The organism is Leptospira interrogans (genome assembly GCF_900156205.1).
GTDB classification, from domain to species: Bacteria; Spirochaetota; Leptospiria; order Leptospirales; family Leptospiraceae; genus Leptospira; species Leptospira interrogans.
This window is the reverse complement of the sequence record NZ_FTNA01000045.1, coordinates 1-26,347: the sequence shown is the minus strand read 5'-3', so window position 1 is coordinate 26,347 and position 26,347 is coordinate 1. Positions and strand designations below refer to the sequence as shown.

The 26,347-nt window shown below is 34.2% G+C and carries 18 protein-coding genes and 1 pseudogene; 11 read left to right on the top strand and 8 right to left on the bottom strand.

Annotation, left to right across the window (positions count from 1 at the left end):
- The 3 genes from BW942_RS20210 to BW942_RS20190 form a co-directional block, all read left to right on the top strand.
- The coding region (locus BW942_RS20210) for an integrase core domain-containing protein (protein ID WP_139325938.1) at positions 1 to 323 on the top strand (323 nt) is incomplete at its 5' end.
- A gap of 1,247 nt (positions 324 to 1,570) precedes the next feature.
- Entirely contained in the window at positions 1,571 to 2,725 is a 1,155-nt protein-coding gene (locus BW942_RS20195) for a TauD/TfdA family dioxygenase (RefSeq protein WP_000729232.1), read from the top strand.
- Between the two features lie 4 nt (positions 2,726 to 2,729).
- Positions 2,730 to 3,638: a bile acid:sodium symporter family protein gene (locus tag BW942_RS20190; protein ID WP_001156914.1), complete on the top strand. Its 909-nt coding sequence runs from the start codon at positions 2,730 to 2,732 to the stop codon at positions 3,636 to 3,638.
- Here BW942_RS20190 and trhO read toward each other — a convergent pair.
- The gene (gene trhO / locus BW942_RS20185; RefSeq protein WP_000013216.1) at positions 3,622 to 4,725 is read right to left on the bottom strand and encodes an oxygen-dependent tRNA uridine(34) hydroxylase TrhO; all 1,104 of its coding nucleotides are present in this window, start codon (positions 4,723 to 4,725) and stop codon (positions 3,622 to 3,624) included. The two genes, BW942_RS20190 and trhO, sit on opposite strands and share 17 nt — an antisense overlap.
- 2,187 nt (positions 4,726 to 6,912) lie before the next feature.
- Between trhO and BW942_RS20180 the strand changes: the two genes are divergently transcribed.
- Together BW942_RS20180 and BW942_RS20170 are read left to right on the top strand one after the other, a co-directional pair.
- Positions 6,913 to 8,094, top strand: coding sequence for an AraC family transcriptional regulator (locus BW942_RS20180; protein WP_000345338.1), 1,182 nt, complete (start codon positions 6,913 to 6,915; stop codon positions 8,092 to 8,094).
- A 1,068-nt stretch (positions 8,095 to 9,162) separates the two neighbouring features.
- The gene (locus tag BW942_RS20170; protein ID WP_000063746.1) at positions 9,163 to 10,374 is read left to right on the top strand and encodes an acetyl-CoA C-acetyltransferase; all 1,212 of its coding nucleotides are present in this window, start codon (positions 9,163 to 9,165) and stop codon (positions 10,372 to 10,374) included.
- Positions 10,375 to 11,134: 760 nt separating this feature from the next.
- Here BW942_RS20170 and BW942_RS21305 read toward each other — a convergent pair.
- Positions 11,135 to 11,258: pseudogene (locus BW942_RS21305) on the bottom strand (IS3-like element IS1501 family transposase); the annotation flags it as partial.
- A gap of 1,211 nt (positions 11,259 to 12,469) precedes the next feature.
- Here BW942_RS21305 and BW942_RS20150 point away from each other — a divergent pair.
- Positions 12,470 to 13,432 carry a porin OmpL1 gene (locus BW942_RS20150; protein ID WP_002969037.1) on the top strand — a complete coding sequence of 321 codons (963 nt, stop codon included), beginning with the start codon at positions 12,470 to 12,472 and terminating at the stop codon, positions 13,430 to 13,432.
- Between the two features lie 103 nt (positions 13,433 to 13,535).
- On the opposite strand, the gene BW942_RS20145 is transcribed toward BW942_RS20150, so the two are convergent.
- The 4 genes from BW942_RS20145 to BW942_RS20130 form a co-directional block, all read right to left on the bottom strand.
- Entirely contained in the window at positions 13,536 to 14,486 is a 951-nt protein-coding gene (locus tag BW942_RS20145; protein ID WP_001079907.1) for a cytochrome-c peroxidase, read from the bottom strand.
- Between the two features lie 1,425 nt (positions 14,487 to 15,911).
- On the bottom strand, positions 15,912 to 17,168 hold the full coding sequence (locus BW942_RS20140) for an acyl-CoA dehydrogenase family protein (RefSeq protein ID WP_000232010.1): 1,257 nt from the start codon (positions 17,166 to 17,168) through the stop codon (positions 15,912 to 15,914).
- Positions 17,169 to 17,254: 86 nt separating this feature from the next.
- Positions 17,255 to 17,353 carry a hypothetical protein gene (locus BW942_RS20135; RefSeq protein ID WP_016689547.1) on the bottom strand — a complete coding sequence of 33 codons (99 nt, stop codon included), beginning with the start codon at positions 17,351 to 17,353 and terminating at the stop codon, positions 17,255 to 17,257.
- On the bottom strand, positions 17,350 to 18,450 hold the full coding sequence (locus BW942_RS20130) for a CaiB/BaiF CoA transferase family protein (protein ID WP_306795521.1): 1,101 nt from the start codon (positions 18,448 to 18,450) through the stop codon (positions 17,350 to 17,352). Before BW942_RS20130 ends, BW942_RS20135 begins: the two co-directional genes overlap by 4 nt.
- Before the next feature lie 539 nt (positions 18,451 to 18,989).
- Between BW942_RS20130 and BW942_RS20125 the strand changes: the two genes are divergently transcribed.
- A complete protein-coding gene (locus tag BW942_RS20125) occupies positions 18,990 to 20,066 on the top strand; it encodes an NHL domain-containing protein (protein ID WP_000499950.1) in 1,077 nt (358 codons plus the stop codon).
- Positions 20,067 to 20,583: 517 nt separating this feature from the next.
- On the opposite strand, the gene BW942_RS20120 is transcribed toward BW942_RS20125, so the two are convergent.
- The gene (locus BW942_RS20120) at positions 20,584 to 20,970 is read right to left on the bottom strand and encodes a DMT family transporter (protein WP_001166988.1); all 387 of its coding nucleotides are present in this window, start codon (positions 20,968 to 20,970) and stop codon (positions 20,584 to 20,586) included.
- Between the two features lie 76 nt (positions 20,971 to 21,046).
- Between BW942_RS20120 and BW942_RS20115 the strand changes: the two genes are divergently transcribed.
- The 4 genes from BW942_RS20115 (at position 21,047) to BW942_RS20100 (ending at position 25,454) form a co-directional block, all read left to right on the top strand.
- Positions 21,047 to 21,880, top strand: coding sequence for an alpha/beta fold hydrolase (locus BW942_RS20115; RefSeq protein WP_000944882.1), 834 nt, complete (start codon positions 21,047 to 21,049; stop codon positions 21,878 to 21,880).
- A gap of 476 nt (positions 21,881 to 22,356) precedes the next feature.
- A complete protein-coding gene (locus BW942_RS20110; protein ID WP_000602915.1) occupies positions 22,357 to 22,689 on the top strand; it encodes an LIC10965 family protein in 333 nt (110 codons plus the stop codon).
- A 46-nt stretch (positions 22,690 to 22,735) separates the two neighbouring features.
- Positions 22,736 to 25,069, top strand: coding sequence for a TonB-dependent receptor (locus BW942_RS20105; protein ID WP_000744488.1), 2,334 nt, complete (start codon positions 22,736 to 22,738; stop codon positions 25,067 to 25,069).
- A 10-nt stretch (positions 25,070 to 25,079) separates the two neighbouring features.
- Entirely contained in the window at positions 25,080 to 25,454 is a 375-nt protein-coding gene (locus tag BW942_RS20100; protein WP_000759967.1) for a hypothetical protein, read from the top strand.
- A 542-nt stretch (positions 25,455 to 25,996) separates the two neighbouring features.
- Here the strand turns inward: BW942_RS20100 and BW942_RS20095 are convergent.
- A partial coding sequence (locus BW942_RS20095; RefSeq protein WP_082279665.1) for a DUF1564 domain-containing protein occupies positions 25,997 to 26,347 on the bottom strand: 351 nt, incomplete at its 5' end.

The following is a 26,347-nucleotide window of genomic DNA, read 5'->3' as shown; positions in this document are numbered from 1 at the left end:
CAGTGTTGTCAAGAAACCCTCGGAAAGGATTGATCTTTCATTCGGATCGGGGTTCTAATTTCTGTTCTAAAGAAACACGCAGACTACTAATTGCCAACGGTATCAGACGAAGCAACAGCAGAAAAGGAAATTGTTGGGACAATGCGGTGGCAGAGTCTTTCTTTAGTTCTGTAAAAAGAGAAATCGAATACAATACATTCTATAACATTGAAGAAGCGGAACATCTTCTATTCGATTTTATCGAAGTGTATTACAATAGATTCAGGTTTCATTCTACATTAGGTTATATCAGCCCTGAAGAATTTGAGACAAATATTGCTTAAATGGCTGTCCACTTTTATGTGACTACTTCAAATCGACAGTTTCCATACAACGGAAATCGATGGCGAATTAATTTTTCAACAACTCTAATATTAAAAACGTGAATTCTTTATGAGTTTCTACAACTTTAGAATTTGTTCGTAAAATAGTGGTTTGTGAAAGTTCCCGCAATTTTAGAAAACCTGAATATTCTGTATATCAAACCAATGTGGAATTATCACAAATTTCAAGGGCAATACTTAGAAAATTAACTCGGGATCTAAATCAACGTGAGTTTGGTATAACTCGAAAGGGATTGATGCCAGGAAAACTCAGCAGAACTCTTTCTCAAACTAAAGCCGTCTTGCTTCTATGGGCGCTCGAAGTAACTCAGCGTCTCGCTTCTATGGGCGCTCGAAGTAACTCAGCGTCTCGCTTCTATGGGCGCTCGACAGATCGTGTTTTATAATCAATTGAAACTTAAGATGAATATTGTATTACGCTTCCTATATACAATTTATTGACCAGAGCAGAAAGTCCGGTCCGGCTTGCCTACGGCAAGCCGATTCGCCCAAATTTTCTTATGTCGAACTCACGTTAGTCTAGTTGCCCCAACAAATGATCTCATTAAAAAATATTTACGACAACTTAAAATCCTTTTGTAAATAAAACTGGAAATAATAAACACAGCATTGCGGTCATGATTAAAAGTTCCATCTACAATCAAAACAGACAAAATTAGAGCAATTACAACAGAAGAAGTCACAAAATTAGAATTTCATTTTATTCTTAAATACTAAATAACTCGGGGCAACCAAAAATACATTTCCATCAAACATTTTTGTCCAAAACCCAAAAAAGAAATTATCATTTCAAAATACAAGGCGGCTGATACGAATTTATATTTGAGAACTTATAACGAATGAACTTTCTTTAAATTCTATCCCAAAAACAATCATTCTACCTAACAGATATAATTCTTTTAAAACAGAATCAAAATATGAAATCTCTATCTAAAAATAAAAAATCAAAACCAACTAAATATGTCAAAAATGTCTTTTTTAAATGATTTTATTGTACTTTTATCATCCTGAAATTATGAACAAAGTAGAATACCAGCAACTCCATAAATCCAATTTATTAAATTTATATCCACTATATCAAATATTCCTTGCAAATGAGCTCTTCCGTCCCTCAAGGTATTTAAAAAGCCTTTTCCAGATCCGCCCTTTGAAGTAATATCTGGAAAAACATTCGGGGGACAAAATTTATGGCAGCCAAAACTTTTTCTAAAACTAAAATAAAAAAAGGAAAACCCTCAACCAAAAGTAATACTAAAAAACAAACAAAACTCAAAATCACATCTTCTGGGATCAAATTATCAAAAAGTTTTTTTAATCCAAAAAACCCGCTTCCTGTAATTTATCAACCAAACTCTACTACACAAAAAAGCAAACAAACTCTGATCCAATGGATTAAGACCAATAAACGCGTATTAACTGATGATCTAAAACAATATGGAGCAATCCTTTTTAGAGGATTCGAAATAATTTCTCCTCAAGATTTTGAAGAAGTAATTCTAAACATAGACTCTAATCTAAAGAATAATTATCTCGGAACGTCTCCTCGCAATCAGGTGACAAAATACACGTTTACCGCTACTGAACTTCCATCTGCCTATCCTATAATGCAACACGCGGAAATGAGTTTTTTAGATTCCCCACCTAAAAAACTTTTTTTCTATTGCGGAAAAGCTCCAGGAAAGTTTGGAGAAACACCTATTACCGATCTTAGAAAAGTACTAAAAGAAATTCCAACTCATATACGCGAAAAATTCGAAAAAGAAAAAATTCGATATTCTAGAGTTTATAACGGACCTTCTAACCAATCCCGTTTTCAATTTTGGAAAACCAAACGTTGGGACGAAATGTTCCAAACAAAAGATAAAAACGAAGTTGAAAAAACTTCTAAAAAACAGAATTTTAAAGTAGAATGGTTTGGTAAAGATGATCTAAGACTTGTAAATACTACATTAGCAATTCGTAAACATCCCGAATCTAACACATTAGCATGGCATAATCATTCTCAAGTGTTTCATATAGACGCGGCTCGTAAGGAATACTGGAAAATATTTGTACGTCAAAAAACAATCCGAGGATTTTTAGTAGCGGTTACTCTCGAAATTCTTACATTTATCAAAAAAATAACCACCAAAAAAGAATACTTAGACACACATTGTACTTACGGAGGTGGTCAAGAAATTTCAGGTACCGAATTAAAACAAATTCAAAATGTATTTTGGAACAACATCTCACTATTTTCCTGGCAGAACGGAGACATATTAGTGATAGACAACTATTCCGTATCTCACGGAAGACATCCGTTTACCGGACCAAGGGAAATTTTTGTAGCCTGGGCGGATTAAAACCATGCAAGAATTGGATTCTGTTCGGATTCATTTTAATGAAAGTAATTTAGCTTTTTTGAATTTACTTTTAGGGTTGATTATGTACGGAATCGCCTTAGAACTTAGATTTGAAGATTTTAAATTATTAGTTGATAAACCCAGATCTTCCATTACCGGAATACTGTCTCAATTTATACTGTTTCCGTTTGCCACTTATCTACTCCTTTGGATTTTAAATCCTTCTCCAGGAATTGCACTTGGAATGCTTTTAGTAGCAGCTTGTCCAGGGGGTAACATTTCGAACTTTGTCACTCTTCTTGCAAAAGGTAATACAGCCCTTTCCATTTCGCTTACCGCATTCTCATCTGCACTTGCTATCGTTATTACTCCGTTTAATTTTTTCTTCTGGGGAAATTTATATCCTCCTGTACAAAATACGTTAAGAACAATTTCCCTAAACCCCTGGGATGTATTGAAAGCAATCTTAATGATATTAATAATCCCGATCCTACTAGGTCTTTTAACAAAAAAATTTCTACCAAAAACAACCGCAAAAATCGTAATACCAATCAGAATACTTTCAGCCATTATTTTTGCCGCATTTTTATTAATCGCACTTTTTGCAAACTTTCAGATTTTTTTGAACGTAATCTATAAAGTATTCCTTTACGTTTTTCTAATGAACGCTGTTGGATTTTTATTGGGATATTATTTTTCAAAGCTAATGCGTTTAGATGAAAGGGATTCTCGTTGTATTTCCATAGAAACCGGAATTCAAAATTCGGGACTAGGACTTGTTTTGATTTTCGCGTTTTTTGAAGGCCAGGGAAGTATGGCAATCATAGCCGCGACCTGGGGAATTTGGCACGCAATTGCAGGAGTAACTCTGGCTTGGTTTTGGTCTAAAAAAACTTCTACTTTGAAGACTTAAACAATATCCCATGATAGAGTTCTGAAATCTTAGGACGGATTTTAGATTTCGAAAAAAAACGATTCTCGTTCAACTTTCCTTTTCGAATTTCCTTTTGTTTTTCTTTAGGTAGATGTAATACGTTTTGACACTCTAATGTACAACATCCTTCAAACTTTTCGGAACAAGATGGGCACTGAATAAAAAGTACATGGCATCCAGGATTTTCACAGTTTACGTGACGATCACACTTTGCGCCGCATTGATGACAAGAAGAGATAACTTCATTTCCAATCGCCTCTTGAAGCCTTCCATCAAATACAAAATTTTTTCCTTTAAACTTAGATTCGAGTCCTTTTTGAGAAACTTCGTGGGCATAGGAAATGATTCCTCCATGAAGTTGATTGACGTCCTTATATCCGTGATGTTTAAGCCAAGCGCTCGCCTTCTCGCAACGGATTCCTCCAGTGCAATACATTAGAATTTTATGATTTTCTTTTCCGTTTAACAATTCTAGCAAAATTCTAAGTTCTTCGCGAAACGTATCCGACTGAGGAAGAATCGCGTTTTCAAAATGGCCTATTTCACTTTCGTAATGATTTCTTACGTCTACTACAATAGAATTCTCATCTTCCATATGAAGATTAAATTCCTCAGCAGAAAGATGTTTTCCAACATTAGTCACATCAAAGGCATCGTCGTTCAATCCGTCGGCTACGATTTTCTTTTTTATCTTTAAATCGAGTTTTAAAAAAGACTTAGAATCGTCTTCCACCGCAATTTTAAACTGCATATCTTTAAATTGATTTCTGGAATCTAAATTCTTTCTAAAAAAATCCAGATTATGAGAAGGAATGGATAGTTGTGCGTTAATTCCTTCCCTTGCAATATAAATTCTTCCTAGGACCCCGAGTATTTCCCATTCGGCATAGAGTTGATCTCTAAGTTCCTGAACGTTTTCTAAAATTACATAACGATAAAAGGAAAGAGTTGTTCTAGAAAAATTTTCTTCTTCAAGACGTTTACGAAGAATCTCTTTTCCATAAATATTATGAAGCGGACGCTTTTTTGTTTCAGTCCTTTTCGGAAAATCGCCTTGATTTGCCATACATTCTTAACTTTGAAATTAAGACTTTTCTTGACAAGCGTTTCTTCCGTAACTTCTACATCCACTCTGACTTTAAAAGCCAAAGCCGCACATACAAATCCTAGATAATTTTTTATGGATTCTTAGGATTACTTAGAACTATAGAATAGAGTGTCTAAAATTCTATCTCTCAAACGGAATTCCTATTACTTATTTAACGTGATTTCGGTTGAAGAAGAATTTTCTAAAAACACATACCTCTATAATTTTAGAGTTTGTTTATAAAATCGTGATTTGTAGTGGTTACCACATTTTACTACGCGGACGCATAAAAATAGTACCAAGTTATTAACGGCCTAATTTACGAAAAAAATAGCGGTACTTAAAAAATGCCGCAAATTCAAGATTACGGCATTTTAAAGCAGGACCAAAATATTCAAATTTTTGAAACAATATAACACAAGTATTCTATTCATGCGTCCGAGTAGTAATAATAGGTTTACAAAGTTTAATTTCAACTTTTTTCAGAAAAATGGATCCCTTACTTCAAACTCATATTGTTATGTAGGACTTTTGACATGCCTCGATTTTTAGAATATACTACAAAATTACATAAAATGATATTAGAATTACCTCAAAAATCAGAACATAAAGCCCTACTCAAAACTATATAATAGAGTTGTTGAGAATTAATTTTCTTTATTAAAACGAATGAGGAAAACCGTTATCGATATGGATTTTTCAACAAACCCTAATCAATAATATTTTGTGTTCAAACATACATTAAAAATTTACGATACTCAATTTTTATAAAAACTCAATCATCATCAATTCCGAGATAAGCAATCTGTAATTGTTTCTACGTTTTTGCAAAATTCATCTTTAATTTTTGATATTCTTTTATGCGTTTTCGTAGTAAAGATCGAAAGTAAATCGACTTAAATTTAGAGATCCAACCAAGAGAAAACTTCATCACAATTTCAATCAAATTTTTGAATGATAGAATTTGTCGGAGCAAATTAAATTTTAGTCTTAAAATACCTTCTTCCTACGATCGTTTTGTAAAAAACTTTTTTATAAACGCAGCAGTTCCCACAATTTTAAAGAGAACTCTATAAAATGAATTTTGAATCTGATGGTTGATAATTAACACAAATTCTACATAACGCGAAAAGGATCGATGCGGGAGAACTCACTCCCAACGGGTCGCGTTAACTCAGCAAAACGCTTTCCTATGGGTCGCGTTTTAGGTCGTTCGATGGATCGCGTTTTAAATTGAAACTACAAACAATATATTATATAACGTTTCCTGCATGCAATTTATTGCCCAAAGCTGAGAGCCTATCCGTGTGGCAGCCTGATTTTCTTATGCAGAACTCACGTTAATTAAAATACAGAAATTCAATTCTTAATATTTTTTCTTTAGGGTTTATAAAAACTTCTGAATGTTAAATTTTATTTTGCCAAGTCCTTATTTATCTAGTTCCATACACCCTACAAACTCCCAAGTTATCAAATGAGTTCTTTATTTTTTCTTTTAAAACATCATTCCAGTTCCATAAGGTAAAAAAATATTGTCATTAAAATGTAAAATAATAGGAACTTTGGAATAAAAACTTTTTTACAAATATTTATACTCATACAGGTTAAATATCTTTTCAGAAAATTCAAGGAACCGATCTAAAAATCTTCCCAACTAAAATTCTTTAATTTATATATAGATTAAAAATCAAATCAATTCGAGTTCGATACAAGCTTCAAAATTCATTGGAATGGTCCTAAATAAAATTTTAATTTCTCTGAATATCCAACCATACTTATAACGTTTTAGAATAATTATAAATTAAAAATAATTAATACTTTTCTAATGCAATTTAATTTCGTTTAACAAAATTTGACACAAAAATTACATCATCAATCCATTCTCATTTTATAAACTATTCACAATTAAATAGGCTATAAACTCCCCTTTATTTCATTTTATATCCTGAAAAGACTTTTAATGAAGTAAATAGTAACTTTTATTTAGAACTGATTCCTTCCTCTCCTCCAATTTTAAGAAAAATGCTTCTACTTGGTTTGAGTACGGGAATCCGTTTATATTTTTTAGGAAATAAAATATTTATTTTGATCGTCTTGACTTAACAGATAGTTTTTTAAATCTCCAAGTTATCTTAGGTCAAAAGAATTGTTAGAGGTGAGAGTAGAATGGATTTTTTTCCGGATCTGAATTTTCTTGATTATTTAATTTTTGTAAAAGAAGTATTAAACCGGTATCTAGAATATCTTTACTCTGCAAGTATAGTAATTAGTTTTTTAACCGGTCTTTCTGGTTTTTACAAAGCAACCAAAAATCGTTTAAACTTTGTTCGAGGAATTTTTTTAATGAGCGCTTGCTTTCTAATTATCGGACACAGTAAAGCTTTTTCATTGATGACTTCGGATCCAAATGGAATTTTAAGTCTCGAAAAGCGTGTCTTTTTTTCCTATTACTACGGATTTGCAGTTTGTGCCTCTTTATCTTCCACCTTCTACGTCATGTATCTTTTTGGTGCCTTGAAAAATCCTCTACGTTTGAGCCTATATAGTTTTCTTTCTTTTCCAACAATCTTTCTTATTTCTTTAATGATAGAAAACTTAATTTCAATCGTTTACTTTGGAAAGTCAGTTCTTTTTACCTTACAATTCTCCGCTGGGATTTTTAATCTTTATTATGTTATCAAATATAAAATGAAAAAAATCTATTTCAATTATCCAATTCAAAATTTTACACTTTGTACAGCGCTTATCGTACATTCGATCGGAATGTGGTTAGGCACTCCAAACTTGATGATTCTTGCACTTTCTTTTACAGGATTTTTCATTATTTATTTTTTCATATTGGAATACAATCATCCTGAATTTTGGAAAGTGAGTTTTTCCAGCGAACTGATAGAAATTAAATCAGAAGATAATAAAATTCAAACTCTACAAACCAATACTAGTCCTAAAAATTTAGTAGAACGTTTAGACATATCTCGTATCGAAGAAAAAATTCAAAAATTTGTGGAAGATAGAGAATATTTAGACGAAGAAATTCGCTTGTCCGATTTTTCAGCTTATATCGGACTTTCACTTCACCAAGCTTCTTATTATTTGAACAATTATAAGGATCTCAGCTTTACAGATTTCTTAAGCTTCCATAGACTAGAAGAAGCAAAACGTATGATTGAACAAAGACCAGATATTAATCTTTTAGAAGTGGCTTTAGCAAGCGGTTTCAATTCTCCTTCTTCTTTTAGAAGAGCTTGTCTAAAATTTACCGGAAAACCTCCAAAAGAATTTAGAAACTACGTACTTCATCAAACGACTCCTTCTATTACCTTGGAACTCCAGAACCAATTAGGATAATTTTTTCGTTCCATCTAATTTGATTGATGGAACGAATCAATTTAAGTCCCTTACAAATTTTAAATTTAACCTTTCTTTAAAAATATAGAAATAACTACTTTTAAGAACCTTTATAAAATAAATTTTTAATTTTAAGAGAGTTATTTTTAAATGCTAAAAAAGATTTTCTTAAAAAATTCCCTCTACTCAGATGCATAAAGATAATACTGATGTTGATGTGGGATCTCTTTCAAAAACTCAATAAATCTGAGTTAAACACTATTATTTGAATGGTTTCACATCTTTGCAAAGTCAGTAGTTAATTTTTGATCTATTTTCATATGTTTGAGCATCCTATCAAAAAATAATTTTTATTATAAAGCTCTGTTTGAACGTAAAATGTGACTCATGTGAGTTCAGCGTAAAAAAACTAAGAGAATTTTTCTAAAAGTAGTAGTTCCTACATTCATTTATAGAAATGATCGATCTTAATTTTTCAAGGCTAAAAACAGTGTTGTTCCACATTTATTTTTATGAAAAAATCAAGTTTTTATAAAACATCCTGAGATGCCCCGAATTCACGTTAATTTATGTGAGTTCGGTCATGATTTATTCTTCTGAAATAAGCTAGACTCACGATTTCACAGATCGGTTTCTAAAATGTGGGAACTATTGCAAATCACGATTTCACAGATCGATTTCTAAAATGTGGGAACTACCACAAATCACGATTTCACAGATCGATTTCTAAAATGTGGGAACTACCACAAATCACGATTTCACAGATCGATTTCTAAAATGTGGGAACTATTACTTTCAGAAAATTCCTTCTCATTTCTCCATGAACTCACGTTTGACTTATAGTTATGAAAGCCCTTGAATTTCCTCTTTAAAACTAAGATCCATTTCAAAGTTCATGGTATTTAATTATACGATGATCCGTAATACTTTGAACAATCCTTTATAAAGCCCTAACAAAAAGAATTGCAAACTCCCCCACCTCTTCAAAATGGAAACCGAAATACCCAAATTCACTAAACAGCTGTTCATAAAATCGTCAAAAGGCGAAATAAACAGCGAGGTAGAATAATGTCAAACGCTTATGTAATTGATGCAGTTAGAACTCCAAGAGGAAAAGGTAAAAAAAGAGGGGCACTTGCAAGCATTCACCCGCAAGAACTTTCTGCTGCAACCTTAAACGCAATCCAGGAAAGAAACGGAATCAAACCTGAAATTGTAGAAGAAGTAGTAATGGGATGTGTATCTCAAGTAGACGACCAAGCCGCTTGTATTGCACGTTATGCGGTAATGTCAGCTCTTTGGCCAAACTCAGTTCCTGGTTACACCGTAAATCGTTTTTGTGGCTCCGGTCTACAAGCGGTGAATAACGCAGCAAATCATGTTCAATCTGGTTCTATGCAAATTGCTCTTGGCGGAGGAGTCGAATCCATGTCCAGAGTCAAGATGGGAGCCGACATGAATGGAAGAGATTTTAATATCGGAAATCCGAATATTCAAAAACACTATAATTTAGTTCCTCAAGGAATTTCAGCGGATCTAATTGCTACTAAATTCGGAATCTCCCGTGAAGAAGCGGATCGTTTTGCAGAATCCTCTCAGATCAAAGCGGACAAAGCGATCAAAGAAGGTTACTTTAAAAAATCCATCATCCCAGTAAAAACAGAAGATGGAACCATAGTAGATTCGGATGAAAATCCGAGAATCGAATCTACATTCGAATGGCTTTCGGATCTGGCTCCCGTTTTTAAAACGATCGGAGAAAAAGAATTAGATGCAATCGCTCTTAAATCTTATCCAGAAATTCCAAAAATCAATCATATCCATACGTTAGGCAATTCTTCTGGTATCGTAGACGGAGCTGCTTCCGTTCTTCTTGCTTCCGATGAAGGAATTAAAAAATACGGTTTAAAACCTCGTGCAAGAATCGCTGCTATGGCTTCTACCGGCGAAGATCCTACGATTATGTTAACAGGACCTGTTTCCGCTTCTAAAAAAGCATTGGCGATGGCAGGACTCAAACCGGAAGATATAGACCTTTGGGAAATCAACGAAGCATTCGCTTCGGTAGTTCTTTATACCCAAAAGTCCCTTGGAATTCCTATCGAAAAAATCAACGTCAACGGAGGCTCCATTTCTCTCGGACATCCCCTAGGAGCAACAGGTGCGATTCTTCTCGGAACCGCGTTAGACGAACTAGAAAGAAGACAAAAACGTTATGCGTTGATTACTCTTTGTATCGGTGGTGGTATGGGAATTGCCACAATCATCGAAAGAATATAAAACTTTTACTTCATCCGGGCTTTTCTTTCGGCCCGGATATTTTCTCATTCTACTTTGAATGAAAAGATTTCAAAAAACTTTCTTAAATTAACGTGAGTTCGACGTAAGGAATTCCATCGTTTATTTTTCTAAAAAAAATGTGATCTCGATTCCTAAAATGTAGCAACCCTCGCAAATCACGATTTTACGAACACATTCTAAAATTATAGGAACTCATACTTCTAAAAAATTCTTTCTCGTTTTCTTACGCCGAGCTCACGTTGAAGTAGTCATATACTACTCGGACGCATAAAAATAGTACCAAGTTATTAACCATAACCAACCCCACAAGTTGAATAGGATTTTAGAATGAGAAGGATTAAAAACGCACATTTTTCAAGTGTTCCGACAAGAATGAGTCTTTTTACTTGCAAAAAGTATGTTTTTCTGATAGATAAAAATTTTCCGAACCTTACCACCCCCACCCAAAAATAGGAAAAAAACTCAACACAACGCTCTCTATGAATCGCGTTGTGGGGTGGAACTAAGTTTTACAGAGGATTTGTCGTAATTCCGACAGATTTATATTGAGATCCAAATACTTGTGGGTAAGGTTATGGTTATTAACGGCCTAATTTACGAAAAAATAGTGGTACTTAAAAAATGCCGCAAATTCGGGATTTACGGCATTTTAAAGCAAGACCAAAATATTCAAATTTTTGAAACAATCTAACACAAGTATTCTATTCATGCGTCCGAGTAGTAAAAGTGGACAGTCTTTTTAAGTAATATTTCTCTCAAATTCTTCAGGGCTCATAGAACCTAATGTTGAATGAAACCTGAATCTATTGTAATAAATCGAAGAGAAGATGCTCGGCTTCTTCAATGTTATAAAATGTATTAAAGTTGTTGAAAAATTAATTCTCCATCTGTTTCTATTTTATGTAAATCGGCAATTGAAGCAGTTTTGTTAATCGCCACTATGGAATTTTTCAACAACTCTATTGTATTTGATTTCTCTCTTTAGAGAACTAAAGAAAGACTCTGCACTGTATTATCCCAAAACCTCAAAGAAATTTACGCGATCATTCTTTAGAAATTTTTAATCAAATGCCAGTAGCTCCTACAAATTAAATTAGTCGCATTTGGCAATTTGCAAACTTTCAAGCAGTTTTAATCCTGTTAAATTTCGTAGTAGTTCCCACAAAAATCTTTGTATGTATGATTTATAGTTCTTTAACATTCTTTTGTGTTATTATAATTTCTGTATGAGTTCCCACATTTTTAATTTTTGTGAGATAAACTCAAAATTCGGTCTCAAAAAAATAACATTCAATTTCATTTGTTTATTTGTATTTTACTGAAAAGTTTATTTCAGATAGATACAATCCTGATCTTAAAAATCAACGGATAAAATTCTCCTCTCATTTGCAATTTTATGTTTTGGAAATTATCTACAAAAATGAATTTCAAAGTCGTAAAACTTTCATTGTACACAGATGTTGATTTTAAAATTCTTATCCTTAAATTTAAAAATCACCTCTAGCTTTATATTGAGAACTTGTCCCAAAACCTTAAAGAATTTAGATAATAGTTTTTTAGAAATTTTTAATAAAACACAATAGTTCCTACAAAAACCGTCACCTTTGGTAATTTGCGAACCTTCAGTAATTCTAATATTGTTAAATTTTTGTGTGAGTTCCCACATCTTGAGGTTTTAGGACAAGTTCTGAATGTTTATAGAATAATTTGTTAGTAAAACTGAAACAAGATCGCTATTTTTATCCGGAGAAATAAATATTTTTATATTACTCAGATCAAAATTAAAAAATAAAAATAAGATTTTTACTCGATCACTCAAGAAATTGAATATAACTTCAATCATAACACTCGTTCAGGATTTTTTAAGAATATATAACGACTGATATAAAAAAGAAAATTCATTTTTATTTTCCTTTGTAGAAATTTAGGAACTTTTCAACCTTTTTACGAAAACCTGCTTGACACTAATCTATGAACTTCTAAAGTTCCCCCTGTATCCGGATTTAAGAGCCAAATACAAATCTTGCCGGAAACACAATCAAATTCCAATCGAATCGTGAGTAAGGAGTTATCAATGATCCGTAACATAAGTAAGGCATTGCTCATTTTAGCCGTAGCATTATCTTCGGCTGCAAGCCTAAGTGCAAAAACATATGCAATTGTAGGATTTGGGTTACAGTTAGACCTAGGACAATTAGGAGGAACCATCACCAAAGATGGTTTAGACGCTGCAAGTTATTATGGCCCGGTCCGATCAACAGATACTTGTACAGTAGGTCCAAACGATCCTACTTGTGTACAAAATCCAGGAAAACCTACAGGTGAAGGAAATTATCTAGGAGTTGCTCCCAGAAAAGCGATTCCTGCTGAAAATAGATTGATTACCCTCGATAGAACTACTGGCGGCTTGATCAACGCAAGAAGCACTAAAGGCGCCATGGTCGGAGGAAACTTGATGGTAGGTTATGAGTCCGACTTTGGTAAATATTTTTTCTGGAGAGTTGCTGCAGAATATACTCAAAAAATTTCTGGCGGTATTACAAAAGCAGACATCGCTGGTTATAACATTGTAGATATGACTTGGGGTTTTAGTTCTATCGTCATTCCTGCAACCGTTGGTATCAAATTGAATGTTACTGAAGACGCTGCAATATATATGGGAGCAGGTTTAAACTATTTCAATGGTGGATGGAGTTTAAACGGATCAAACAACCTCAAAGGAGGTCATGACATTTTAGCTGCAGCGGGAGCGGGAAGTGTTGTAAACTTGATCGCAGACGGAACAGATCCAGTCACGACTCGTGAACACGTTCGATTTAGAACTTCTGGAATTGCTCCTAACTTTTTAATTGGAACTCAGGCCAGAGTAACCGATAAAGGACACGTTTTTCTTGAATTAGAAACGATCATGTCTGCTGCGTATGCAGTTGGTAAAACTCAATCTGCAGGAGGAGCTACGAACCTTTCTCCTTTTCCTGCATATCCAATCGTTGTCGGTGGGCAAATCTACAGATTCGGTTATAAACACGAACTCTAAGATTCAATCAATACCGATTTCTATTTTAAAAGGCTCTCTTTTGAGAGCCTTTTTATTTCTAAGTCCTTTTCTTATAACCTATCACAAACTATTCTATTAGTTTTTATGCCTTTGGTATTTTAGGTATTTCTAATAGTTGAAATTCACCTTCCAAAGATTTTAAAAATTCAACTAAATCCTTCTTTTCTTCTTCGGTAATTGTAGATTCTTTTAGAAGTGGATCTTGAATCGAATCTTTTGCCCCTCCGTTTACAAAATGATTTACTACGTCTTCTAAATTTGTAAATTCTCCGTTATGCATGAATTTGTTTTTCTTGCTAACATCCCTAAGACTTGGAGTTCTTACTTTTTGAGTAATTCCACTCAGACCAGTAGTATGTTTTTCGGAATCCGAAAAGTTTGGTCCTTTGTGACACTGAAAACATTTTGCCTTGTTCATAAAAACGTCTAGTCCTCTTTTTTGAGCCGGAGAAAGCGCAGACTCTTCTCCCATCACGTAACGATCGAATTTAGAATTTTTAGATAGAATCGTTCTTTCAAATGCCGAAATTGCTTTTACGATTCGATCCATGGTTATCCCAGGAGAACCAAAAGATTTTTCAAAAAGTTCTCTGTATGTCTGAACACGATTGAGTCTGGCTACGATAGTTTTTTCGTCTTTGAGCATTACCGCAGTATGAATTCTTTCTTTTACGATCTCTTCTAAATCATTTGCTTGAGAGTCCATAAACACGTCTTTATACAGACCTACATTAGTAAGAGAAGGAGCTGAAGAATTGTGAATCTTATTTTTAGGCAGAGAATTTTTTTCCAAATCTCGTATTTCCACCGAATGACAAATTGCGCAATTCGTATCTCCTTTGAGTGAAAGTCGTTTATCAAAATAAAGCAGTTTTCCCAACTCTACTTTATCTTTATTGTATGGATTATTATTGGGATGAATTATGTTTTTTACGACGAAACTTTCTAATTCCATTTTTTGATCTGGTTCTTTACAACCACTCAGTAAAAATAGAACTGAGATAAAAGTGAAAATGGACAAAATCCTATTCATTTGGACCATCCTGAATCAATGCTTTGAATGTGAATCTATACTGTCAATTCGAATTTAAAACAATTTTAATTACACATTCAAAACTTAAAAACGTAATTCTGCGTAAGGGATTTGTTTTATAAAAACCTGATTTTTCCACAAAAATAAATGTGAGAACTCCCGGACTCGAATCACAAAAAATGAATGTTTAAATATTTATTATATGACTTAATCTGTGGGAACTCTCACAAATCTTGGATTTACAGTTAAACTTTGAGAATTGTAAGAACTACAAAAAGAATCATCGTCCAATCCGATTTTTGCACAAAACCTCTGTTTTACAGCCATCATCAAAATTTAAATCCCATTTTAACACTGGTTCGGCGCGAGTAAAAATTTTCTAAAAGTATGAATTTCTCTAATTTTAGAATTTGTTCATAAAATCGTAATTTGTTGTAGTTCCTACATTATTTTACAGATAAACTTAAGTTTTGTAGTAGTTCCCTCACTTGAATATGACAGATTCAAGTGTTATAAACTTCTATTTTATAGATTGTGGGAGTTCCCACATTTTAAGAATCGATCTGTAAAGTTCAGATTCCAACTTTTTCAGAATCATGAGTTCCTTACGCCAAACTCACGTTAAATAAATAGAATTGCTGAAAAATGAATTCCCTATCTGTTTTTATTTCATGGAAACGTTCAATTGAAACAGTTTTGTTAATCTAAACTATGGAATTTTTCAACAATTCTAATATACTTTTAGAAAAACTTTCCGATTTGTTTTACACGGAGCTCATATAAAAACAAACCAAAAAACTGAGACGTATGTTTAGTCTTCTACTTACTCAGATGCATGAAAATAATACTATACTGAGCTTATTTAAAAACTTAGAATGTAGAGCCTCCTTCAAAAAAGCCACCAATTCTGAGTTAGATGCAACTTCCGAAAACGTTCTATTTTTTTACAAAATCGAACATTAACTTTTGGATATTATTTTTATACGTCCAAATAACAACGACCAAAAAGCAATTGAAGGGACAGACACTAAACTAATCCTAAAAAAGTGAGTTCGGTATAACACAAAAGAAATCGATGTTAAACACTGCTATCGCAGATCTCAGTGTTGGATCAAGAGATTAGTATTTTAGAAAAATAGAATATAATTTTGTAATTTTCTAGAATTTGACCAAAACTGCCATAGCAGCAGGAATTCACCTTGATTTTTTTAAGCCGAATTCACATTTAATAGGAAAAGAAATTGAACTATCTATTTTGTAGTTGTAAAAATAACTAGATCATAACCTAAACAAAATAAAAAGGCGCCCGATGATAATATCGAACGCCTGTCTCTCTGATCCAAACTTTTAAACTTTCGTTTCAGTCCAGATTCAATTTTCTCAAATTGTCCCAATCGGAACATACTTTCAAAAATTCTAATTTTCTTATTTAGCGGATGCTGCCTCACGAATTACATAAGCGGCAATCTCGTTTTTCTGAATCTGAGTTGTTCCTTCAAAGATACAAAGAATTTTCGCGTCTCTCATTAATTTTTCGACTGGATATTCTTTTGTATAACCGTATCCTCCGAAAATTTGAACCGCATCTAAAGCACATTTCATCGCGGTTTCAGATGCGTGAGCCTTTGCAATTGCAGAATATTTTGGAAGTCTAGGATCATCTGCGTCGGACATTCTCGCCGCGAGATAAGTAACTTGACGAGAAGTTTCTAGACCAATGGACATATCCGCAAGCATATGCTGCACCGCCTGGAAACTAGAAATCTTAGATCCGAACTGCTCCCTTTGTCTTGCATATTTGGAAGCGTAATCAAGAGCCGCTTGAGCAACCCCCACTCCCATCGCCGCAACGTAAGGGCGAGATGCGTTTAATGTTTGAAGCGCATAAATAAATCCTAAATTTTCTTTTCCGATCATATTCGCTTCTTCTACCGCACAATCTTCAAAGATGATCTGACGAGTATCGGAAGCACGGATTCCAAGTTTATCTTCTTTTTTACCAACGGTCAGTCCTGGAGTGTCTCTCTTTACGTAGAAACAACTTACTCCCCTAGTTCCTCTTCCTTTATCAGTATATGCAAATACTGTATAAGCTCCTGCACTACCTCCACCTGTAATCCACTGTTTAGTGCCGTTGATAACCCACTTATCACCTTTCTTTACAGCTGTAGTACTCATTCCAGGAACGTCTGATCCTGCACCAGGCTCGGAAAGACAGAAAGATACTCCGTATTCTCCATCGACCACAGGTTGTAGCCATTTTTTCTTCTGCTCATGAGAAGCACCTTTTAGAATTGGAAGAATTCCGAGGCCCGTATAACCAAAACAAAGAGATATTCCGAGACATCCTCTGGAAAGCTCTTCAGTTACAAGACACTGTTCAACAGAACCAAGTCCCCAACCACCGTATTCTTCGGGAATGGTTAAACCATTCACTCCTAGTTCTTTTCGCATACGATTGATGAGTTCTTCTGGGTGTTTATTTTCTTCGTCCCAGTGGATAGCGACTTCATGAGTAATTTCTTTTTTCACGAAATTGCGAATCTGGTCTCTGATCTCGAGCTGTTGTTCGGTAAATTCCTGGTACATCGGTTTTGCCCTTCTTATCTTAAGAGAATATTCTAATCCTACTTTTTTTTTTACAGTGATTAGATCAAACCAAAATATAAAGGAAAAAACCAATGATCTGTTTGTTTTTTATTTTTTTTTATTCATTCCATGTTGGAAACTTTTCAGGTTCTCAAAAATCTTTTTAAAACAAGTTCCTTCTAAAATTTCAAAGAACGAACGTTCTGTTCACAATTTTTAGAATGTTTATAATTGAGAAAATATTTAGTATCTTCCAATTGTTTCCCAATGAAATTCAAATCACTTTTTCTTTTTTCATCGTTTCTATTTCTTCTACTGTATACCCTAAAGTTCGATAGATAGACTCATTATGTTCCCCGTGACTCGGCGGGTCCAAACGATATGTTACAGGGGTTTCGGAAAATGAAAAAGGAGCCCCAAACTGAAAATAATCTCCGTAGTCTGGATGTTTTTTTTCAATAACCATTCCACTTTCCTGGAATACCGGGTCCTTAATGACCTCTTCTATTGTTTTTACAGGAGTTAGACAGGAATCTTGGTTTTCAAAAAGAACATTCAAATCTTCGAATGTTTTTGTAGAAAAATAGGTAGTAAGTATTTCTTTCCATTTAGAAAAGTTTTTTTCTTCTGCAGGTAATTCTTCCAAATGTTTATCCAACCCAGTCTGTCGTAAAAAAGTTTTAAAAAACATATCTTCAAGAGCACCTAACGCGACCCAACGACCCTCCTTCGTTTGATAAACATTATAATTAGGTAATTTACCAGAAAGTAGTTCATTTCCTCCTTCTGGATTTTTTCCGGTGGCTCCGTAAATCCCTCCATACAAGGATAAAAACGGCAATGACGAATCCATCATAGAAACGGAAATTTTTTGTCCTTTTCCCGTTTTTTCCCTCGCATACAAAGCCGCCAAAATTGAAGAAAGGGCCGTCATCGTCCCTCCTCCTATGTCTGCAAGTTGGTATCCTGGAATCTGAGGTGTTTTTCCAGTCTGAGAAAGTACTCCGGAAAGTGAGAGATAATTTACATCGTGTCCCGCAAAATTTCTATATTTTCCTTCCGTTCCATATCCGTAAATTCCACAATAAATCAATTTAGGAAAACGTTCCTTTAAATCGTCGTATCCATATCCCATTTTGGCAAGTCCATCCGGCCTAAATCCTTCCAGAAGTATATCAGCATTTTCTAATAGTTTAAAAAGTATCTCTCTAGATTTTTCCTTTTTTAAGTTGAGAGTGATCGCTTTTTTATTTCGATTGAGCATCAAATATAAAGAAGGGGCCCCGTTCGCTTTTTTAAACATTACTCGAGTTGCGTCCATCGCTCTGGGATTTTCTACCTTTATTATCTCAGCTCCCATATCTCCCAAATACATAGAACATAACGGACCCGGTAGTAATAAACTTAAGTCGATTACTTTGATTCCGGAAAGTGGACCTTGATTCATTGATTTACGACCTCTCTTCTCCCATTCAGATGAAAAGATCTATTTGAGATACCTTTTTTTATATTCACTATTTCTTCACTACGATTTACATACAAATTCTGGGAGTTCTATGCGGAAGCGATTGAGACCAGAACGCTCTTTCAAACTAAAGCGTCTGCTTCTATGGGTGCTCGAGGTAACTCAGCGTCTCGCTTCTATGGGCGCTCGACAGATCGTATTCTATAACAAATTGAATTCAGAAAAAGATTTTGTTTCCTCAATTTGTTGATCAAAGCTGAAACGCTATCCAGCAACTCCAGATTCACTCTGATTTTCTTTCTCTGAATTTACAGGTTTGATATGTAAACTTGTTAGATTGGGTATTTCATCATATAATCCTGAGTAATAGATACAACTTCTATATTTTCATAAAAGTCCACTGTAGTTTTCTAAAAAAAAATTCATTCTAATTCTTATAGAAAGTAATTATGTTCTATAGAATTTTGATTTTCGTTCTAGTATTGGTTTCCTGTTCTCCTGCCTCTATTTATAATCCGAGTATTTTTATGAGCCAGGCTTGGATTGAAAACACGATCCTGGACTGTATTCTTAAAGAATGTTATCTTTGTTCTCTCAAAATTACAAACAAACCTGTTGTTAGTTTGTTTGCCGGTACTGGTGTAGCAGCAAGCGTAGATGGTACCACTTCCACAGCCTCTTTCAAAACTCCTTTCGGTTTAGAAGTAGATACTTCCGGAAATATCTATGTGAGCGATCAAATAAACAACCTGATTCGTAAAATTGATCCCTCCGGAAATGTAAAAACTCTTTCTACAAACTTACCTTTACAAGATCCTTCCGGCATCAAGTTCGATCCGCTTACTGGAGACAAATACGTTTCCTGCAAAGACAGTAATCAAATTTATAAGATAGATTCTACGGAACAATTTTCCTTATTTGCCGGAAGTTCTTCCGACTTGAGTGGTCTTCAAAACGGGGATAGACTCAATTCCTTGTTTGACAGTCCTTTTTTTATGGACATCGATCCAGAAAGAAACTTATACGTGGGAGAGTTAAGCAATCATACGATTCGAAAAATCAATCTCAACTCAGGTACGGTGAGTACTCTTTCCGGAGGAATTTCTGGTTATTTAGACGGAGATTTAGCTTCAGCTCGTTTTAAATCTCCATTAGGAATTGCTTATAATCGTAAAATGAATAGTTTATTGGCTGCAGATATTCAGGATCATAGAATTCGAAAAATAGATCTCAAAAATTCTACCGTATCCACTCTTTTGGGAAACGGAATCGGAGCAGACGTAGATGGAAATGGAACAAACGCTTCGTTTTTTGGTCCCGCTTTCATTTCTATAGATAACAGCGGTTATATGTTTGTATCGGACGCTAATTCTAACAGAATCCGCATTGTGGATCCTTTACTTAACGTTTCTACAATTGATCATACGTTTATGGAGATAGGGACAGTTAAAGTTGATTGTTTGAACCAAAGATTGTTAGTCGCCGATTCTCGTGCAAATCAGATTTTCCAAGTTAAATTTGAATGATTTTTCTTTTTTGCTTTTATTCTGGATACTCAAACGTCCCGTCCCACCTCCATCGTTATAAATTGCACTGGAATCAATCAATCGGATACTAAAAATTATATTTCGCATAACGTTTATCTTATACAGTTCATTGACCTACTGTATTTCAATTTTTAGGAAGAAATATTATATTAACTTTTTACAATGCAATTTATTGACTGGAGCCGAAAGCGCGGTCCGGATTCGCCCTGGTTTTCTTTCCCTGAAGTTACATTAGAATTATGGAAAATTCTATAATAAAGTTGCTTCAATCAACCGTTTTCATAAAACAGATATGAATAGAGAATTTATTGTTCAAAAATTTCATTATTGAAACGCAAATTACTACATTAGTATTTTATTATATAACTCTAATTAAGATATTATCAATTATAGGATCGATACTTAAAAGAAAATTTCTGTTTGAAACTGATTCATAAATTTAACACGACCATCACACTTTCTAATGTTTTTATAGAAGATAATTGGTAAAAGTAATTTAAGATTTTGTTTCGAACATATTTGCGGCGCATAACCATACTCCTACCAGTATCAGTATTATACCCGCCCATTGTGACCAGGTCAATCTTTCCTTAAACGCAATGGAAGACACAATCAACACCAGGATAAAACCGGCGCTCGTAAATACTGGATAAGCAAGTGAAAGTTTTAATCCTTTCCCCAATACAAAACGATACCCTAGTAACGCCAATCCAAAGGAGGCCAATCCTCCAATAAACATTGGATTGAAAATTACTTGCAACATTCCTTGTATCCCATCCGGTTTTTCTGAAACGTCTTTTAAAGAACTTGCCTTTATTAGAATATTGGCAAGTGCGTTGAATACAAGTGCTATTATAAATACAACTAAAACTTGAATTTGCATGTTATGATTCCGGTTTTGACTTTACGAAAACCAGTCCACCTAGGGATTTGGAAAGATCAAGGTCAATTTTTTTATTATGCTTAGAAAAACATTTAACTTTCAAGGGCTCAATCTTTCCTATATAGATACCAACTCTAAATCCAAACCTACAATCCTTCTTTGTCATGCGAATGGATACAGTGCGTTTACTTATAAATTTTATATTGAATCGTTACAAAATTCACATAGGGTGATTGCTCTAGATTTTGCAGGTCACGGAGAATCCGATTCCACTTTGAATTTTAGAGATTGGTATTTTTTCAGAGACCAAGTTCTTTCTCTAATTGAAAATGAAAATCTTAATAACGTAATTGGAATTGGACATTCCTTAGGAGGTGCAAGTCTTCTTTTAGCGTCGTATCATTCTCCTGATAAATTTAAAAAAGTAATCGCTCACGATCCGGTTACATTAAATTTTCTGCAAATTACGTATTCTCGTATTTTTCATAACCCTCTGGCTCAAGTAGCTATTAAACGTAGAAGAGAATTCAAAAATCTTGATACCGTCCGTAAAATTTATAAAAGAACTCCTTCCTTTTCACGTTGGGACAATGGGATTTACGATGATTATATTCAAAGTTGTTTTCGATTAGGTGTTAATGGAGAAGCGATTCTTCGTTGTGCTCCCGAAGTGGAAGCAAAAATCTTTGACTCGGTAAGTTATCGTAGTTTGTTTCAGTTTGGGAAAATTAAAACGGAAACACATATTACGATTCCTGACCCACACGAAGTTTGTTCTCCAAATACAGCAAAAAAAATTATTTCTGGTAATATTCGATCTTCTTTAGAAATTTGGCCAAAAACTTCTCATTTCTTTCCCTTTGAGGAAAAACATAAAACTTTGGATAGAATTTTACGTGTTCTTGACTAACATCGGGAGTTCGTATAGAAATCTATGATTCACTTTTTTTAAAAAAGTTGAAATCTGAACTTTGTAAGTCATTCTCTAAATGTGGGAACTACAACATTTTTAGTCTTTAAAAACTAGGACCAATCATTTTTATAAATGAATGTAGGAACTATTACTTTTAGAAAACTCTTTCTTATTTTTTTATAAGAAACTTGTATTAATTAGTTTTTTTAAATTTAGTTTTTATGTTCTATAACAATTTTTTGAAAGTTTGACTGTAAAATCTAGATTTGTGTGAGTTCCCACATTTTACTTTTTACCGAAATATTAAGTTTTATAAACATCTGAATTTGGAATCAAACAACGTCGGAACCAAGACTAACCGTTTTTACAAACAAATTCCGAAATACTCAAGTAGCAGGTCCTACATTTCAATCTATGATTTAATTTTCTACTTGATCTTATTAATATTGATTTATCATTAGCAATCATATACAATGATCCTGCAAGGCATCAAATCCGGATTTCTCTCCATATTGCTCATACTTTTCGTGAGTTCGGGACTACATATCCATGTAGAACAAGAAATTCAAAAATTTTCCGGCACCTACTTTTCTACAAATAAAGATACAAAACAAATCGTAGCTTGTCCGATCTGTCAGTTCCAAAGAGAATCAAATTCTCTCTGGAATCCAAATTTTTTAACTGGAAACCAACCTTCAGTCTTTCTCAAAAAAATTAGAATCTCATTTGTAATTTTTATCCACCACTTCAACCCCTATCAAAATAGATTTGGTCGAGCACCTCCTTTTTTACTCCCACTTTCTTAAATCAATTTTTTGATCTAATGGGCTTTTTTAGCCCGGGAGGTGTCGCTTGAAAAAGCAGCTATATTATTATTTTAGAATATTTTTATTTTCGATACTTATTTCCCCAATTTCCATTTTAGCGTTAGACGTCACGCTAACAGGTATAGTAAAAGACAAAAACGGAAATTCTATTTCCAATGTAAAAATTATACTCCAAGAATCTAGAAAAACTACGATCACAAATGAAAAAGGAGAATTTGTTTTAAATCATGTTCCCCCTGGCAAATATACATTAGTCGCAATATCAAGAGGTTATCAATCCGAAACTATTTCAATTACAATCGGTGAAAAAGATGAAAAAACACAATTTACTCTTTTAGAAAGTTCTTTGGACCAATCCGCGATCAACGTCACCGCTAAATCCACAAATTCAGATTTTTTAACTGCTCCACAACCAATTACCGTTTTGTCGGGTAGACAATTAGACCGCCAAAGGGGAGAAACTGCAATGTCTGCTATCAACAATACTCCGGGAGTTTCCAACCTTACAACAGGATCAGGAACTTCTAAACCGATCATCCGAGGCCTTACCGGACAAAGGGTTTTAGTTATGACCGACGGTATTCGTCAAGAAGAACAACAATTTGGTGACGACCACACAGTAGAATTAGATTCTTTCAATATTCAAAAAATTGAAATTATAAGAGGCCCGGGTAGTTTACTCTACGGCTCAGACGCTCTTGGAGGTGTAGTAAATGTCATTCGAGACAAAGCACCTCTTTCCGAAGAAGGAATTCCAAAGATGGCAGGCATTTTCAATTCCAACAGTTATTCTAACAACAAACAGGATGCTGGCAACTTTGCAATCTACGGAAATCTAAACGGTTTCGGTTATCGTGCTAGCTCCAATTCCAGAAAAGCGGGTAAAATTACTACTCCGAACGGAACCCTTCGTAATACAGGGATGATAGAAAAAAATCAAAGTGCGTCCATTGGTTTGGACGGGGATTGGGGTAATTTTTATTTGGATTCTTTTAAAAGGGAACAAACCCAAGATCTTTTAGACAATCCAAACGAAAATCCTGGAGCTACTGTCTCTCAAAAACTTCTTCACGAGAAATCTCATTTTCATTCGTTTTTTATTTTTTCCGCAGGAAACTTGGAACTTGATTTTTCCTATCAAAGAAACAATCGAAGAGAAATTGAATCTAAAAATAAACTTCTACCAATTCAAGATATTCTTTTGGACAAAAATGCAGAAGTTTTAGATAAATCTTTTCAGTTCTATCAAGTGACTTCCAAAGAAAAATACCAAGGTTTAAACCTTTTTCTAGACACCACTACAGCGGACGCTAAATTTCACCATAAACCTATATTCAATTTTTTGAAAGGAACCATCGGAATATCTGGCCTGGAACAAAGAAATAAAACAATCGGTACAGAGCCGTTGATTCCTTCCTACGGTATTATTAACATTGCCGGTTATTTTTTAGAAGAACTTAAACTGGGTTCCTTAACTTTCAGCGCTGGAATTAGAGGTGATAAACGTTCCGTCGACATTCGAAATAACCAAACCCTTGGTGTCTCCGAACAAACCAAAAATTATTATATGACAACCGGTTCCACCGGTGTTGTATGGAGGATCTATAAATCTTTTTCCACCATTTTTAATTACGGACGCGGTTTTAGGGCTCCTACTCCTTTTGAGCTTTTCTCATACGGAGTCCACGAAGGAACCGGTAAATTTGAAATTGGAAACAACCATCTAAAACCTGAATATTCAAATAATCTGGATTTTTCTCTGAGATTTGCTTCTTCTAAAATTCAAACTGAGATTAGCATTTTTCAAAATCATATTCAAAATTTCATATATGCTGCAAGTATAGCCCAAATAGACTTGGATTCTGGTTTACCAAAATACGAGTATAAACAAGGAAACGCGATTTTAAAAGGAGGAGAATTTTCGATCCAAGCAGAACTTTTCCGTAAACTCGTTTTTTCCGGTGGAATCGATATTGTTTATTCTAGAAATCAAAGCGATACTCATCCTCTTCCTAGAACTACACCAAATCGAGCACGGGCTGGTCTTAGATGGACGGAAGATTCTATTTTAGGTTTAAAAAACTTCTACTTTTCCATCAACGGTAGGTTTTATGACTCTCAATATAGAGTCGATCCTAAAGAAACACCTACCAAAGGTTATAATCTTATAGACGCTGGACTCGGTTTTGAACTTCCTCATTTCGGAGACGGAACTTCAAAGCCTACTGTAGACTTGAGTATTCAAAATGTATTCAATGTTTCTTATGTAGATCATCTCAGTAGATATAAGGACTACGCTCTCAACCCGGGTTTGAACGCGATTTTAAAGGTTTCTTTTCCGTTCACAGCAATTCCATAGGAGATTATATATGAAAAAGTATATTTTAATATTCTTAACTGTTCTTATTCTTTTTTGTCAAAATGAAGATAAAAAAAACAACCAAGATCTGATGATCCGTTTACTTGCAAACACTTTCAACGAAACCCGTTCCGATTGTGTCTATTGCACGGATACTCAGGCCTTCCAAGGAAGCTGTTCCTGCTTTTCAAACATTCCTATTTGGAGTTGTCAGGGTTATTCTTCGGGTCGGCAAAAATCAAATTCGATCCGAATTTCCTGCGAAGACTTAACTTCGAAAGGAGTTTGGTTTGAAAATTCGGATAATCAAGGAGCCAAATCCTGCTCTTTTTTATCTTGCCCACCAGAAGCTTATAGAGCAGCGTTTACTCCTGATGGTTTTTGAATATACTATAATGTGAATTTAGATTCTTATAGAACTAAATCATATTAGAGTTTTTGAAAAATGAACTCTACATCGATTTCCGTTGTATGGAAATAGTAGATTGAAGCAATTTTGTTAACCGCCGCTATGAAATTTTTCAATAATTCTAAATAACGTGAGTTCAGAGTAAGAAAACGAGAAAAAATTTTCTTAAAGTATGAGTTCATACAATTTTACAATTTGTTTGCAAAATCATGATTTGCGGTAGTTCTCACAATTAGGAATCGAGATCACATTTTTTTAGAAAATCGAACCATGGATTTCTTACTTTGAGCTCACGTTAAATATTGTTAGAATAACTCTTTATTTTGAAGTTTGATTTCACTGATCCCTATAAAATTGAGTATCTTGAATTTTGCATACAAGAAACAAAATCCCAAATAACCCAAATACGGTTATAATAATATGAGGAATCAGTAATTCAACTGCGTCGATCCAGTTCGAAATCTAGGAACTTCTACGAAATGAGTTTTAATTTTGATAATAGCCGCCAAACAGTGATTTTATGTAGAATACCACTCTAAGTCTAATGCGTAGAAATAGGATTCTGGTTTACAGTGTAGTTTTCGAGTGACTTGGTTGTTTGACAGATCTAGGTGCAGGATATAACTGTAGGACCAGTGAAACGTGGGAACTCCCGCCCGAACCGTATTCAAGATAGAATTACCGACTCCGAGGGCTTCCAACTTTAAAAGATAATTAAAAAGATAACATTTCGATACACCGTGAGCCTGAGCCAATGTTCCCAAAAGAGTCCAACTTGCAGAAGGAACACGAACGCTGATTCGTTTCATTTTTAATTTACCCGGACTGGGTTGATACAAAGTTCTATCCGCTTTTTTACCGAGACGTTT

Bases quoted from the DNA above. Each gene is read 5' to 3' on its own strand.
- BW942_RS20130 (WP_306795521.1), bottom strand. From the start codon at position 18,450: ATGTATTTGGGAGATATGGGAGCTGAGATAATAAAGGTAGAAAATCCC.
- BW942_RS20180 (WP_000345338.1), top strand. From the start codon at position 6,913: ATGGATTTTTTTCCGGATCTGAATTTTCTTGATTATTTAATTTTTGTA.
- BW942_RS20195 (WP_000729232.1), top strand. From the start codon at position 1,571: ATGGCAGCCAAAACTTTTTCTAAAACTAAAATAAAAAAAGGAAAACCC.
- BW942_RS20125 (WP_000499950.1), top strand. From the start codon at position 18,990: ATGTTCTATAGAATTTTGATTTTCGTTCTAGTATTGGTTTCCTGTTCT.
- BW942_RS20190 (WP_001156914.1), top strand. From the start codon at position 2,730: ATGCAAGAATTGGATTCTGTTCGGATTCATTTTAATGAAAGTAATTTA.
- BW942_RS20120 (WP_001166988.1), bottom strand. From the start codon at position 20,970: ATGCAAATTCAAGTTTTAGTTGTATTTATAATAGCACTTGTATTCAAC.
- BW942_RS20145 (WP_001079907.1), bottom strand. From the start codon at position 14,486: ATGAATAGGATTTTGTCCATTTTCACTTTTATCTCAGTTCTATTTTTA.
- BW942_RS20110 (WP_000602915.1), top strand. From the start codon at position 22,357: ATGATCCTGCAAGGCATCAAATCCGGATTTCTCTCCATATTGCTCATA.
- BW942_RS20170 (WP_000063746.1), top strand. From the start codon at position 9,163: ATGTCAAACGCTTATGTAATTGATGCAGTTAGAACTCCAAGAGGAAAA.
- BW942_RS20150 (WP_002969037.1), top strand. From the start codon at position 12,470: ATGATCCGTAACATAAGTAAGGCATTGCTCATTTTAGCCGTAGCATTA.
- trhO (WP_000013216.1), bottom strand. From the start codon at position 4,725: ATGGCAAATCAAGGCGATTTTCCGAAAAGGACTGAAACAAAAAAGCGT.
- BW942_RS20100 (WP_000759967.1), top strand. From the start codon at position 25,080: ATGAAAAAGTATATTTTAATATTCTTAACTGTTCTTATTCTTTTTTGT.
- BW942_RS20115 (WP_000944882.1), top strand. From the start codon at position 21,047: ATGCTTAGAAAAACATTTAACTTTCAAGGGCTCAATCTTTCCTATATA.